Source organism: Micromonospora sp. DT178 (assembly GCF_049841695.1).
Taxonomy (GTDB): Bacteria; Actinomycetota; Actinomycetes; order Mycobacteriales; family Micromonosporaceae; genus Micromonospora.
Window position 1 is genome coordinate 413,427 of the sequence record NZ_JBNCKV010000004.1, and the last position, 12,678, is coordinate 426,104.

The window sequence follows — 12,678 nt, forward strand, 5'->3', positions numbered from 1 at the left end:
GGAAGATCACCCATGGTGATGGGATCCCAACTGAGCGTGCAGAAAGTTATAAACCCCGGAGGGTCGCAAAGTCAATCGAATGGAGAGGTGGACGCGGTGACCACGCAGCGCCGTCCGCATCCGGCGCCGGCGCCCCTGCCGGGCGCGCGCCCCGGCCGCGACCCCGATCGCGCGATCAAGCGTGGTCCGCGCCGGCTCTCCGCCGAGGCGGTGGCCGCGACCCAGCGCGACCGCCTCTTCGACGGACTGGTGCGGGAGGTGGCGACGAAGGGCTACGACAACGCCCGGGTCACCGACATCTGCCACGCCGCCGGGGTGACCCGGCCGGCCTTCTACGCCCTCTTCAGCGGCAAGGAGGACGCCTTCCTCGCCGCGTACCGGCACGGCGTCGCCGTGCTGTCGCAGCTCATGGAGGGCGCCTACCGGGAGGCCGGACCGGCGTGGTCGGACGCCGCCCGCGCCGCCCTGCGCACCCTGCTGGAGGTGCTGGCGAGCGTACCCGCCTTCGCCCGGATGGCACTCGTCGAAGTGGACGCGGCGGGCCCGGACGCCCGCCGGGAGCGCGACGCCCTGCTCGGTAGCTTCCGCCGGTTCTTCGCCGACGCCGGCCCTGGTCCGACGGCGGACGTGGACCGCGACGCGCTGGTGTCCACCGTGGTCGGCGGGATCCACGCCACCGTCCGCAACCGGGTGGCCCAGGGCCGGGCGACGGAGCTGCCCCTGCTGCTGCCGGTGCTCACCTACGCGGCCACCGCGCCCTTCCTCGGCACCGACGGCGCGGCCCAGGCGACGCGGCTGGCGCGTCCGGCCGACGGCCCGGGCACGACCGCGCCGTGCGCGCCGACCGGCGAGGCCGCCCCCCTCCCCTGACGGCACGGTCGAAAACCGCAGCGGTTTTTCACTTTGGCCGCATTTGGCAGATACCGCCTCAACCAGTCCCCACCTGCCGTTGACCTGCCATTTACTCGGCGGTAACTTCAGCCTGCGCAGACCCTTCAGCCGATTTCCCATTGTCGCCGATGAATCGATCTCGAAAGGGAGCCCGCCATGTCGGAGCAGATCGCACCGATCGAACCCGATCCGCCGCGCAGCGGCGTGCGCTGGCGCCGGTTCGCCGCCACGCTGGGCACCGTCGTGGCGGGTGCCGCCGGCATGGTCGTGCTGACCGCCCAGGGCGTGCTGGGCGCGCAGTTCGCCATCTCCGGCATGCCGTTCACCGTCACCGCCGACCGGCTCACGGGCACAGGCTTCGAGCAGTTCGCCACCATCGACAACATGATTCCGGACAGCCCCAACCAGGGCGACACCGGCGGGCAGGTCCTGGTGATGGTGTCGGCGATCGACAAGGCCGAGCTGACGAACCTCTGCCAGAGCATCAACCTGGGCGGCGTCTACCTGAAGATCACCGCCGGCGGCGGCGGAACACCGGTCACCGCCCGCACCCTGGTCGTCGACGGTGACGAGGTCGCCGGCAACGCCTCGTTCAAGAACATCAACGTCGGGCAGGACGCCAGCACCCTCGACCAGGTGCCCGGGGTGCGGGGCAACCCCGGCGTCTTCGCCCAGCAGTCGGACACGGTGATCATCACCAACCTGCGGCAGAACAACTACGCCACCACGGCGGCCGTCTTCAACCTGCCCGACCTGCGCATGGCGTTCACCTCCGACGGATGCTGACGTGACCGCCGGAGAACACCACCCGGTGCCCGCCGCCCGCCGACCCGGCGGGCGCTGGCGCCGCTGGCGGCGGGGCCGTCCGTTCACCGCCGGGGTGCTGATCGCGCTCGGCGGCCTGGAGATGCTCGTGACCCTGCGCGCGCCGCTCGGGGTGCTGCTGCACGTCGGGCCGCAGGGGCTCGCCGCGTACCTGGTGCCGGCCGTCCTGGTGCTCTGCGGGGTGCTGCTGGTCGCCACTCCGCAGCAGCGGGTCTTCTACGCCGTGCTCTCGCTGCTGCTCGGGCTGGTCTCCTGGTTGACCTCGAACCTGGGCGGCTTCCTGGTCGGGATGCTGCTGGCCCTGGTCGGCGGGGCGCTCGCCTTCGCCTGGACGCCCGACAAGCGGCCCCGGCCGACCGGGGCGCCCGGCGCGCCGGACCCGGCGGCCGAGGACGAGGACGAGGACGCCAGCGCGCTGCTGCCGGGCAGGCGCACGGCCGAGGACGAGGACGCCAGCGCGCTGCTGCCGGGCGCGCGCACGGCCGAGGTCGAGGACGGGGACGGCAGCGCGCTGCTGCCGGGCATGCGCACGCCGGACCCGACGCCCGCCGATCGGGGCTGAATCAGCCGGCGGTGTCGCGTACGGCCTGGGCGAAGACCTCGGAGCGGTGCTCGAAGTTACGGAACCGCCCGTAGCTCGGCGCGGCCGGGGAGAGCAGCACCACCCCGTCGGCCGGGGTCAGCTCGCGGGCCAGCCGCACGGCGTCGACCAGGTCGTCGACCACCTCGGTGCGCACCTTCGGCAGGCCGGCGAGCGCCTCGACGATCCGGGCGCCGCTGTCGGGGATGCCGAGCACGGTGAGCTCGCGCTCCGCGAGGTGCTCGCGCAGCGGCGCGTAGTCCAGGCCCCGGTCGGTGCCGCCGACGATCACCGTCAACGGTCGCCCCTCGTACGCGTCGATGGCGTGCATGGCCGCGTACGGGCTGGTGGCGAGGGTGTCGTCGACGAAGGTGAGACCGGACGGGTCGGCGATCTCGGTGAGCCGGTGGGCCAGTCCCTGGAACTCGGCGACCGCCACGGCCAGGGTGTCCCTGCGGGCCACCACGTCGACGCCGAGCGCGTCGAGCACGGCGAGGGCGACGCAGAGGTTGCCCTCGTTGTGCCGGCCGACCAGCGGCAGCACCGCGCGCGGGAACAGCGGCCGGTCGCCGAGGTGGAACCAGGGCGTGCCGTCCGCGCCGCCGGCCACGTGGGCGGTGTCCGGCAGGCCGGCGCGTACCGCCGCGCGGTCGCCCAGTTCGAGGGCGAGCCTCGGGTCGGCGCCGTTGACCACCACGGTCCGTGGCCCGTGCGCGAGCAGGTTGAGCTTGTCCCGGTAGTACTCGCGCTCGCCGCCGTGCGCGTCGAGGTGCTCGGGGAAGAGCGCCGTGACGACCGCGACCCGGGGCGAGTCGGTCAGGTCGCTGCACTGGTAGCTGGAGAGCTCCAGCACGTACAGCTCCGCCTCCGGCAGGTCCAGCGTCGGCACGCCGATGTTGCCGCCGAAGACGTTCGGCCGGTCCACGGCGGCGAGCAGGTGGCTGATCAGGCTGGAGGTGGTGCTCTTGCCCTTGCTGCCGGTGACGCCGACGGTGCGGGTGGCGTGGTCGGCCATCCACAGGGCGGTGCCCTGGGTCACGGTCGCGCCGCGCCGGCGCAGCTCGACCAGCCACGGATGGGTCTGCGGCACGCCGGGCGAGCGGACCACCACGTCGGCGGCGGCCAGCCGGGCGAAGCCCTCCTCGCCGGTGACCAGCGGCGCCGCCTCGGCCAGCGGGCCCTCCCAGGGCAGGCTGAGGAAGTTGGCGCTGTCGTCGACGGCGACCAGGTCGGCCGGGCCGTGCGCGGCGATCGCGGTCACCGCGGCCCGGCCCTCCCGGCCGGCCCCCCAGACGGCGACGGTACGTCCGCGCAGGTCAGACAGGCGCACGGGCTCTCCTCAGGGGGTGTTGGCGGGCGGGGCAGGGGCGGGTCCGGCGCAGCCGGACACGGCCGGACGAACCAGGGCCTAGTATGGCGTGTGCCCAACGAGCAGCTCCGGCGGATGGACGCCTTCACCTTCCCGTCCTACTCGATCGACCTCTCCACCGGGGAGGTGTTGTTCGACTACGCCCTCACCGGCCCCGACGGCGAGCAGCGGTTCACCGAGGTGGTCACCCTCCCGCTGCCGGACGCGCCGCCGTCGGACGAGACCGTGGCGACCCTGGGCCGGGTGCTGGAACTGCTGCACGTGGTCGCCGGCGTCAGCTACTACAAGGCCGCCGCGCCGCCCCGCCTGGTGCTGCCGGCGCCGCTGGGCACGGCCGCCGCCGAGCTGGTCACGGCCGTCTACACCAAGGGCCTCGCGGAGTACGCGTACCGCAACCAGCTGCCGCACGTGCTCGAACTGCGCCCGGAGGTGCCGCCCGGCACGGTCTCCCCGGCCCGGGAGTACGACGACTCCGACCGGCGTCCGCTCTCGGCGGTGGGCGGCGGCAAGGACTCCATCGTCAGCCTGGAGGCCCTGCGCCGGGCGGGCTTCGACCCGGTGCCGTTCTCGGTCAACCCGAACCACGTGATCGTCGCGGTGAACGAGGCGTCCGGGCTGGCCCCGCTCGCCGCCCGGCGGCGCATCGACCCGGTGCTGTTCGAGCTGAACGCCGCCGGGGCGCTCAACGGCCACATCCCGGTCACCGCGATCAACTCGCTGATCGCCGTCGCCACGGCGGTGCTGCACGGGCTCGGCCCGGTGGTGATGTCCAACGAACGGTCGGCGTCGGACCCGAACCTGGTCTGGAACGGCCACGAGATCAACCACCAGTGGTCCAAGGGCGTGGAGGCGGAGGGGCTGCTGCGGGCCGCGCTGGCCGCGCACGCCGGGCTGACCGAGCCGTACTTCTCGCTGCTGCGCTCGCTGTCGGAGCTGCACATCGCCCGGTCGTTCGCCGAGATCGACCGCTACGACGACGTGGTGACGAGCTGCAACGCCGCGTTCAAGCTGCGCGACGCCAGCGAGCGCTGGTGCCGTGACTGCCCGAAGTGCCGGTTCGTCTTCCTGGCCATGGCGCCGTTCATGTCGCGCGAGCGGATCACCCACATCTTCGGCGGCGACCTGCTCGCCGACCCCACGCAGATCCCCGGCTACCGGGAGCTGCTGGGCGTGGACGGGCACAAGCCGTTCGAGTGCGTCGGCGAGGTGGAGGAGTCGGTGGTGGCGTTGAGCCTGCTCGCCGAGCAGGACCAGTGGCGCGACGCCCCCGTCGTGCGCGCCCTCGTCGACGCCGTACCCGACACGGCCTGGTCGGCCGCCGCCGGCTCCGACGTCTTCACCCCGGGCGGCCCGAACCACGTCCCCCCGCCCTACGCGAAGGCCCTCGCCGCCCTCACCTGACCCCACCCACCCCACCCTGGCCCCGCCCCGCCCCGCCCCGCTGTCGATCATGAGGTTGGCGGCGCGGTTCGGGCGATTCGTCCCCGCCAACCTCATGATCGACAGGGAGAGGAGCTGGCGGGAGGGCTGGCGGGGAGGAGCGGCGGGAGCTGGCGGGGTCAGGGGGTGCGGATGGCGTCGAGGGCCAGCAGGGCCACGTGCAGGGAGAGGCAGGCCTCGACGGAGTCGAGGTCCACGTCCAGGACGCGGCGGATCCGGGCCAGCCGCTCGTAGAAGGCCGGGCGGGACAGGTGTGCCGCCCCGGCCGCCGCCGACTTGTTGCGGCCCTGCTCCAGGTACGCCCGCAGGGTGCCCAGCAACTGCTCGCGCGGGTGCTGCGCGTCGTGGGTCAGCAGTGCGCCGAGTTCCCGCTCGACGAAGGTCTGCAACCGGGGCTCGTCGCGCAGCAGGTGCAGCAGCCCCGCCAGCCCGACGTGCGGCAGCCGGAAGACCGGCAGATCCCGCCGGTCCCGCCGGGCGGCATCGGCGACCTGCCGGGCCTCGATCAGCGACCGACGCGCCTCCCGCAGGCCGGGCACGCCGGAACCGGCCGCGATGAGCAGTCCGGCGCCTGCCGGCCGGGCCACGCCGTTGGTCCGGCCGTTGGACCGGGCCGCTCCGTCACCACGGACGGGGCCCGACCAGGCCGCTCCGTCACCGCGGACGGGGCCCGACCAGGCCGCTCCGTCACCGCGGACGGGGCCGCCCAGGCGGACCTGGCCGTCGGGACGAGCGGAGCCGCCCGGGCGGGCTTGACCGTCCGGGCGGCCTTGACCGTCCGGGCGGACATGGCCGTCCGAGCGGGCCGGGGTGTCCGGGCGGGTGCGGTGCAGCGCGGTGGCGAACGCGGCCAGCGACCGCTCCTCGGCCGCCGGCTCCGGCAGGGCGAGCAGCACGCCGACGGCGTGGTCGTCGATGGCGCTGGACAGCCCGGTCAGCTTCGCCTCGCGCAACGCCTGCCCGACCGCCTCGGCGAGATCACGCAGCCGTGCCGGGCCGGCCTCCGGACCGCCCGGGTGCGCCTGGTCCGGGGCCGCGCCGCCCTCCCCCGCCGGGCCGTCGGCCCGGTGCCGGACCACCACCCCGACCAGGTGCCGGCGCTCCAGCACCACGCCGAGCGCCCGGGCCCGCAGGGCGACCTCGTCCACCGGCAGCGAGTGGTCGAGCAGGGCGGTGAGCAGCGTCCGGTGGATCTGCCGCTCCAGGCCCTCGGCGTCGCGCCGGATCAGCCGGCCCAGGGCCAGCGTCGAGGCGGCCCGCTCGACGAGGATGGTCAACCGGGTGGGCGGAACCACGGGCGGCGCGGCGACGCCGACGGGCGCGCCGCCCTCCTCGGCGGGGTCGAACACGCGCCGGCCCGCCGCCAGATCGCCCCCGCCGGGCCAGCGCAGCAGCAGCCGCCCCCAGTCCTGCCCCCGGGCACCCACCGTGGTCACCAGCCACCCGTTGTCGCCGTCGTACGCCGTGCGCCCCGCCGGCCGGATCCGCCGCGAGTGCTGCTCCCAGCAGTCCAGCAGCAGCTCGGCGCTCTCCCCCGCCGGGTCGTACGCGAGCACCTGCCGGGAGAGGTTCTCCAGCACCACCGGGCAGCCGGAGAGGTCGGCGGCCTGCCGCACCACCTCGCCGGGGCCGGCGCCCTCCACCGACAGCTCCGTGAAGCGCTGGTGGATCTCCTCCGTGGCCCGCAGCTCGGTCAACTGGGCGTCGACGATCAGCGCGTGCACGGCCTCGGTGATCCGGACGAACGGGGTGGCCCGCCGCAGCTCGACCAGGGGCAGCCCGCGCCGCTCGGCGGCGGCGGCCATCACCCGGGGCACCCCGCTGACGTACCGGCGGCCCAGCTCGACGACCAGGCCGGAGACGCCCACGTCCGCCAGGTCGCCGATGAAGGCGCGCAGCCCGGCGTCGTCGGCGGGCAGCCCGATCCCGGTGGTGAGCACCAGCTCGCCACCGCCGAGCAGGGGGGCGATGTCGGGCACCTCGGTCACGTGCACCCAGCGCACCGGACGGTCGAGGCCGGCCTCCCCGGCGACCAGTCGCGGGGCGCCGTGGCGGACCGGGTCCAGCGCGAGGACCTCACGGACGGTAGGGAACACGGGCGACACGCTACCGTCCGTGACGTCGATTCCGCACGGGCGGCCACCCAGTCTCGGGCCCCGCCCGTGCCGCTCGGGCTCGGGCAGGTTCCGCACTCAGTCCCGGGCCGTGCCCAGTCGATGAAGCGGTCCCGATACGGTCGGGATCATGACCCTCATCTTCGCCGACCTCGGCCTGCACCTGGGCGTCCTGGACGCCCTGCTGGACGACGCGATCGCTGCCGACGATCTCAAGGCGCTCATCGAGTCGACCGGCCCCGACGGCCCGGAGGACGGCTACCCGGGTCCAGGCCCGCGCCTGAAGGCGTCACTGAAGCTGTTACATGCCGTCACGGTGCCGTCGGCCGAGGCCGCAGCGATCACCGACTTGCAGTTCGACGGCGGCAGCGACATCTACATGCTGATCGAGCAGACCCTGGACATCGACACCGGCGGCGAGTCCGACGACTACAACGTGACGTCGCTGGAGGGCATTGACGCACTGTCCAGCCTGCGGTCCCTGGACCTGGACGGCCACGGCTATCGTCCAGGTCCGTTGGACCTGACCCCGCTGACCGGCCACCCGGCCCTGTCGGAACTGGTGCTGACCGGGAAATGCACGGGAGCGGCGGCGCTGGAGTCGCTGCCTGCGCTACACACCCTGGACGTCTCGCTGGCGCACCTCGACGACCCCGAAGTCCTGAGCCGCTTGGAGGCCCGCGGAACGACGATCAACCGTTGACCGCGCCACCGCAGAGGCCGTTGCCCCACAGAGGCCGGGAGTCCTGGGTGGGAACGTGGTGCCACGCGGGGAAAAGCGACGCAGGAAGAGGTGACGCCTGCGGCGGAATCTCGAAGAACGTTCGATTCACGCAGTTTGTAAGGCTGCGTGTTCAGATGTTTCGCTCTGGATGCCCATGATGGACGCGGCGGGTTCGGCTTGTCGGCTGGCGTGGTTTGCGAATGCGGGTCAGCCCAGTGCCTTGCGCAGCAACGCCGTCAACTGGTCCTGCTCGTCGGGCGAGAGTCGTCCGACCGCCGTGCGGGCGAAGGTGAAGGCCGTAGCGAACCGGTGGTTGATCTCGTTCCCCCGGGGGGTTCTCGCGACGAGCCGTGCGCGGCGGTCCCGGGGGTTCGGTTCGCGGGTCACGAGGCCGAGCGCTTCGAGACGCACGACGATCTGGGTGATGTTGGAGGCATCGCAGCCGAGTTCCTCGGCCAGGGCGCCCATGCCCCGTCGCTCATCGAGTCGCCCGAGCACGCATGCCTGCGCCGGGCTGAGCGACAGCTCGGCTGCCGCCGCCTCGTAGGCGCGGTCGTACACGTCGACCAGGTCGAACAGGGCTGCCTCGGCCTCGGACGAGGGAGTCACGGGTCCGTTCGGCAGCGCCATGCCCCCAGCCTAGAGGAGTTAGTTGATTCACTCAAATAGCTGTGGTCCAATGATCCTTGATGCACTCAAGTAAACGAGGGGGGACGATGCGGAGCAGAGTCGAGCGCACAGCGGGCGACGCGATCGTGGCGCCACAGATGAACGCGGTCGTCCTGGACCGGTTCGGCGGGGTCGACGAACTCTCGTCGCGCCGGATACCGCTCCCGCAGGTCGGCGACGACGACGTCCTCATCCGGGTGGAGTACGCAGGCGTCGGGTCCTGGGACGCGGGCGAGCGGGAGGGGGGATACGACGGCGTCTTCGGTGTCGCGTCGACCTTCCCCTACGTCCTCGGCTGGGACGCGGCGGGCACGGTGGCCGCGGTCGGACGCAACGTCACGCGGTTCGACGTGGGCGAGCGCGTCTACGCCGCGACGATGCCGGTGCCGCGTGGCGGCTTCTACGCCGAGTACGGCGTCGTCGAGGCGGAGTTCGTGGCTCGCGTGCCCGACCGGATGGCGACCGGACAGGCCGGCGCGATGGCGTGGGATGCCCTGACCGCACTGAGCGGTCTCGACCTGCTCGACCTGCGGCCGGACGAGACGCTCATGGTCTTCGGGGCCAGCGGGGGCATCGGGCACATGGCCGTGCAGCTGGCGCGACACAGCGGCATCCGGGTGTTGGCCGTGGCCTCTGGTGACGACGGTGTCGCCCTGGCCCGGCGGCTGGGCGCTGACGACGCCGTCGACGGTCGCAGAGACGACGTGTTGGCTGCGGCGTTCGAGTTCGCACCAGGCGGGCTCGATGCGGCTCTGGTCACCGTAGGGGGCGAGGTTGCCGAACGATCTCTGCGCGCGATCAAGAAGTCGGGGCGGATCGCCTGGCCGAACGGTGTCCTGCCCGCGCCGGTGACGTCGCCGGGCGCGACGGTGTCCCACTACGACGGGGATCGGAGCCGCACCGCCACCGATCGGCTGAACGCGATCATCGAGGCGAGCTCCTTCGAGGTCCACGTCGCCCGGACCTTCCCGTTGGCACGAGTCGGGGATGCGCATCGCGCCCTGAATGATCACTATGTCGGAAAGCTGGCCCTCAAGGTCGGATAGGACGCGACGGTCGGCCCGAGGATCCCTGAGCGACGCGGCCCCAGGCCCCTCCCGTCGGAGGGCCCTCGGGCCAGTGACGCTCGCGTGCCGGGCGTCGCTCAGTCGACGCCGAACTCCATCGCGGCGCGGTCGAGTGCCTCGTCCTCGCCCGAGGAGACGCCCCGGGAGGCGATGGCTTCCGCGCCGCCCTGCGGCATCGCGCCGATCAGCCCGGTCGAGGCCGCCTGCGCGGCGCCGACCATCCGCTGCGGGGCCGCGCCGCCGACCATGCCGAGGGTCGCGTACTGCTCCAGCTTCGCCCGCGAGTCGGCGATGTCCAGGTTGCGCATGGTGAGCTGGCCGATCCGGTCCGACGGGCCGAACGCGGAGTCCTCGGTGCGCTCCATCGACAGCTTGTCGGGGTGGTAGCTGAACGCCGGGCCGGTGGTGTCCAGGATCGAGTAGTCCTCGCCCCGACGCAGCCGCAACGTCACCTCGCCGGTGACCGCCGTGCCCACCCAGCGCTGCAACGACTCGCGCAGCATCAGCGCCTGCGGGTCCAGCCAGCGCCCCTCGTACATCAGGCGGCCGAGGCGGCGGCCCTCGCTGTGGTAGTTCGCCAGGGTGTCCTCGTTGTGGATGGCGTTGACCAGCCGCTCGTACGCGGCGTGCAGCAGCGCCATGCCGGGCGCCTCGTAGATGCCCCGGCTCTTGGCCTCGATGATCCGGTTCTCGATCTGGTCCGACATGCCCAGGCCGTGCCGGCCGCCGATGGCGTTGGCCTCCAGCACCAGGTCGACGGGGCTGCCGAACTCCTTGCCGTTGATCGTCACCGGGCGGCCCTGGTCGAAGCCGATCGTGACGTCCTCGGTCGGGATCTCCACCGACGGGTCCCAGAACCGGACTCCCATGATCGGGTTGACCGTCTCGATGCCGGTGTCGAGGTGCTCGAGGGTCTTCGCCTCGTGGGTGGCGCCCCAGATGTTGGCGTCGGTGGAGTACGCCTTCTCGGTGCTGTCCCGGTAGGGCAGGCCGCGTTCGAGCAGCCACTCCGACATCTCCTTGCGCCCACCGAGTTCGGTGACGAAGTCGGTGTCGAGCCACGGCTTGTAGATGCGCAGCTGCGGGTTGGCCAGCAGGCCGTACCGGTAGAACCGCTCGATGTCGTTGCCCTTGAAGGTCGAGCCGTCGCCCCAGATCTGGACGTCGTCGGAGATCATCGCCCGGACCAGCAGGGTCCCGGTCACGGCCCGGCCCAGCGGGGTGGTGTTGAAGTACGCCCGCCCGCCCGACCGGATGTGGAAGGCCCCGCAGGTCAACGCCGCCAGGCCCTCCTCGACCAGGGCGGCGCGGCAGTCGACCAGCCGGGCGACCTCGGCGCCGTAGCTGAGCGCGCGACCGGGCACCGAGGCGATGTCCGGCTCGTCGTACTGGCCGATGTCGGCGGTGTAGGCGCAGGGAACGGCGCCCTTGTCGCGCATCCACGCGACCGCGACCGAGGTGTCGAGGCCGCCGGAGAAGGCGATGCCGACACGTTCACCGATGGGCAGGGAGGTGAGAACCTTGGACACAAGGAAGATTATGCACTAGGCCGCATGGCCATGCAAACGCAGGGTAGGGACATGACCAGCGACAGCGGGACCCACCGCACGCCCCGCACCGCCGCAAGGGTCCCCCTCTAGTAATAGTTGTCGATCGGCTGGCGCGCCTCGTCGAACAGCGCCGGCCCCTCGTACCGCACCGGGGGCAGCGGCGGGGTGGCCGGCTTGACCTCCTCGAACTGTTCGGCGGACAGGGCGTACACCACTCGGCCGAGGCCGGACCGGTCGATCGCGGTCGCGCACATCGGGCAGGGCTGGCAACTGGTGAACATGGTGGTGCCGGCGGCCACGTCGGGAGCGAGTTCCCGAGCGGCCCAGCGGGCCAGCTTCAGTTCCGGGTGGGCGGTGATGTCCGAGTCGGAGACCACGGTGTTGTGGTCCTCGATCAGGACGGTGCCGTCCGCACCGACCAGCAACGAGCCGAACGGCCGTTCGCCGGATGCCCCGGCCTCGCTGGCGAGTTCCACCGCACGGCGGAGAAATCTCTCGTCGTCAGGGGTCATCGGTCCTCCTGGGATTTGTGGTACGCGGCCACGGCCGCAAGGGTCTGCCAGGCGCGTTCGGGCTGGCGGATCTCGGTCAGGTCGCCGTTGAACGGGTCGAGCACCACCGTTTCCGCCCCGAGCAGACGGATCTGGTCGATGTCAGCGATGATCTGCTCGATGGTGCCGACACCGGCGAGCCGGTCCGGGGCGGTGACCACTTCTCGGGTCTCCCGGAGTCCGATGCGTGGCATCAACGCGGGCACCGGCCGGCCCAGTTCGTCGGCGGTGGCCTTCAGCCGCCCCGCTGCGTCCGCCAGCCATCCGGGCGTGACCCGCAGCGGGTGCCAGGCGTCACCGAGCAGTACCGCGCGACGAATGCCGGCGTCGCTGTTGCCGCCGACCCAGATCGGGATCGGGGTCGTATCGTAGTCGTCGGTGTTCCGCCAGGCGTCGCGCATGACGTGCAGGTACTCATCGGTCAGCGCGCCGCGCCGCCGGAACGGCACGCCGAGCGCCTCGAACTCCTGCCGGGCCCAGCCGACGCCGACGCCGAGGACGAGCCGGCCGCCGCTGAGCCGGTTGAGGTTCGCCGCCATCCGGGCGGTGAGCAGCGGGTGCCGGTACGGGACGATGAGCACCGTGGTACCCAGCCGGACCCGGCGGGTCACCCCGGCCAGCCAGGACAGCGTGGTGAACGGCTCGTAGAACGGCGCCGGATACTGCTCGGCCACGTCCGGGGTCACCGCGATGTGATCGGAGACCATCAGCAGGTCGAAGCCGAGGCCCTCGACCGTCTGCGCCCACCGTCGCAGCATTTCGGGGTCGGTACCCGGGGCAAAGTTCGGTACGTTGACGCCAATTTGCACGGGTTCCACGCTAGCCGGGGTGGGTTCCGTGTGTGAACATCGCGTTCCCTGCCTTTGCTGGCTTTTGCCGTGGATCCATCGGCAAGATG

General features: G+C 72.5%; 11 protein-coding genes and 2 pseudogenes. 6 read left to right on the forward strand and 7 right to left on the reverse strand.

What is annotated here, in order from left to right; translation table 11 throughout:
• Positions 1 to 96 precede the first annotated feature (96 nt).
• From ACLQ22_RS10510 to ACLQ22_RS10520, 3 genes are all read left to right on the forward strand, one after another.
• The gene (locus ACLQ22_RS10510; protein WP_425692097.1) at positions 97 to 870 is read left to right on the forward strand and encodes a TetR/AcrR family transcriptional regulator; all 774 of its coding nucleotides are present in this window, start codon (positions 97 to 99) and stop codon (positions 868 to 870) included.
• Positions 871 to 1,047: 177 nt separating this feature from the next.
• Positions 1,048 to 1,677: a DUF6230 family protein gene (locus tag ACLQ22_RS10515; RefSeq protein ID WP_121400772.1), complete on the forward strand. Its 630-nt coding sequence runs from the start codon at positions 1,048 to 1,050 to the stop codon at positions 1,675 to 1,677.
• Between the two features lies 1 nt (position 1,678).
• Positions 1,679 to 2,278, forward strand: coding sequence for a DUF6114 domain-containing protein (locus ACLQ22_RS10520; RefSeq protein WP_425692098.1), 600 nt, complete (start codon positions 1,679 to 1,681; stop codon positions 2,276 to 2,278).
• A 1-nt stretch (position 2,279) separates the two neighbouring features.
• Here ACLQ22_RS10520 and murD read toward each other — a convergent pair whose 3' ends face one another.
• Positions 2,280 to 3,626 (reverse strand): UDP-N-acetylmuramoyl-L-alanine--D-glutamate ligase, encoded by a 1,347-nt coding sequence (gene murD, locus ACLQ22_RS10525; RefSeq protein ID WP_425692099.1) that lies wholly within the window; start codon positions 3,624 to 3,626, stop codon positions 2,280 to 2,282.
• A gap of 90 nt (positions 3,627 to 3,716) precedes the next feature.
• Here murD and ACLQ22_RS10530 point away from each other — a divergent pair, with 90 nt between their 5' ends.
• The gene (locus ACLQ22_RS10530) at positions 3,717 to 5,066 is read left to right on the forward strand and encodes a hypothetical protein (RefSeq protein ID WP_425692100.1); all 1,350 of its coding nucleotides are present in this window, start codon (positions 3,717 to 3,719) and stop codon (positions 5,064 to 5,066) included.
• Between the two features lie 158 nt (positions 5,067 to 5,224).
• Here the strand turns inward: ACLQ22_RS10530 and ACLQ22_RS10535 are convergent.
• A pseudogene (locus ACLQ22_RS10535) lies at positions 5,225 to 5,728 on the reverse strand (PucR family transcriptional regulator); the annotation flags it as partial.
• Positions 5,729 to 5,827: 99 nt separating this feature from the next.
• A pseudogene (locus ACLQ22_RS10540) lies at positions 5,828 to 7,210 on the reverse strand (PucR family transcriptional regulator ligand-binding domain-containing protein); the annotation flags it as partial.
• A gap of 139 nt (positions 7,211 to 7,349) precedes the next feature.
• Between ACLQ22_RS10540 and ACLQ22_RS10545 the strand changes: the two are divergent.
• Positions 7,350 to 7,922, forward strand: a complete 573-nt coding sequence (locus ACLQ22_RS10545) for a DUF6892 domain-containing protein (RefSeq protein WP_425692101.1) — start codon at positions 7,350 to 7,352, stop codon at positions 7,920 to 7,922.
• Between the two features lie 228 nt (positions 7,923 to 8,150).
• On the opposite strand, the gene ACLQ22_RS10550 is transcribed toward ACLQ22_RS10545, so the two are convergent.
• Entirely contained in the window at positions 8,151 to 8,573 is a 423-nt protein-coding gene (locus ACLQ22_RS10550) for a MarR family winged helix-turn-helix transcriptional regulator (protein WP_425692102.1), read from the reverse strand.
• Between the two features lie 137 nt (positions 8,574 to 8,710).
• On the opposite strand from ACLQ22_RS10550, the gene ACLQ22_RS10555 reads away from it, so the two are divergent.
• Positions 8,711 to 9,658 carry a quinone oxidoreductase family protein gene (locus tag ACLQ22_RS10555; RefSeq protein WP_425692103.1) on the forward strand — a complete coding sequence of 316 codons (948 nt, stop codon included), beginning with the start codon at positions 8,711 to 8,713 and terminating at the stop codon, positions 9,656 to 9,658.
• A 98-nt stretch (positions 9,659 to 9,756) separates the two neighbouring features.
• On the opposite strand, the gene argG is transcribed toward ACLQ22_RS10555, so the two are convergent.
• From argG to ACLQ22_RS10570, 3 genes are all read right to left on the reverse strand, one after another.
• Complete coding sequence (gene argG, locus ACLQ22_RS10560; RefSeq protein WP_425692104.1) at positions 9,757 to 11,208, reverse strand: argininosuccinate synthase; 1,452 nt, start codon at positions 11,206 to 11,208, stop codon at positions 9,757 to 9,759.
• 107 nt (positions 11,209 to 11,315) lie between these two features.
• Complete coding sequence (locus tag ACLQ22_RS10565) at positions 11,316 to 11,741, reverse strand: nucleoside deaminase (protein ID WP_425692105.1); 426 nt, start codon at positions 11,739 to 11,741, stop codon at positions 11,316 to 11,318.
• The gene (locus ACLQ22_RS10570; RefSeq protein ID WP_425692106.1) at positions 11,738 to 12,538 is read right to left on the reverse strand and encodes an LLM class flavin-dependent oxidoreductase; all 801 of its coding nucleotides are present in this window, start codon (positions 12,536 to 12,538) and stop codon (positions 11,738 to 11,740) included. Before ACLQ22_RS10570 ends, ACLQ22_RS10565 begins: the two co-directional genes overlap by 4 nt.
• Positions 12,539 to 12,678: the final 140 nt, after the last annotated feature.